Annotated in this window: 1 protein-coding gene; it reads right to left on the reverse strand. The window is 66.7% G+C overall.

Annotated elements, in window-relative coordinates:
- Positions 1-333, reverse strand: a 333-nt coding sequence (locus EN862_RS36490; protein WP_193771642.1) for a Crp/Fnr family transcriptional regulator, incomplete at both ends; no start/stop codon positions are given.

Here is a 333-nt window from a genome sequence, read left to right on the forward strand (position 1 = left end):
GGCCCGTGTAAGCGGCAGTTCGAAGGCCAGCGTCCGATCGTCTTGCGCGACCATGGGGTCGAGATGTCTGCCGATCTGGCCGAGGAAGCTTGCCAGCTTCTCCGAGGCAGTCTTGCGGCCGAGCGCGACCATCCATTCCCGCGCCTCGTCGACATCGCGCAGCGCTTGCTTGAGCAGCCGCCCCTCCAGCATCGGATTGCTGGCGACCATGCGCTCCAGGGCACGCTTCGATATGCGGCAAAGCTCGACGTCCGAGGCGGCTTCGGCGGTGACCGCGCTTTCGTCGCCATAGAGCCTGCCCACGAAGTCCCGCGCGCACTGCAACCCCACGAC

Origin of the sequence: Mesorhizobium sp. M2E.F.Ca.ET.219.01.1.1 (assembly GCF_004016445.2) — a bacterium.
In the GTDB taxonomy this organism is placed as follows: Bacteria; Pseudomonadota; Alphaproteobacteria; order Rhizobiales; family Rhizobiaceae; genus Mesorhizobium.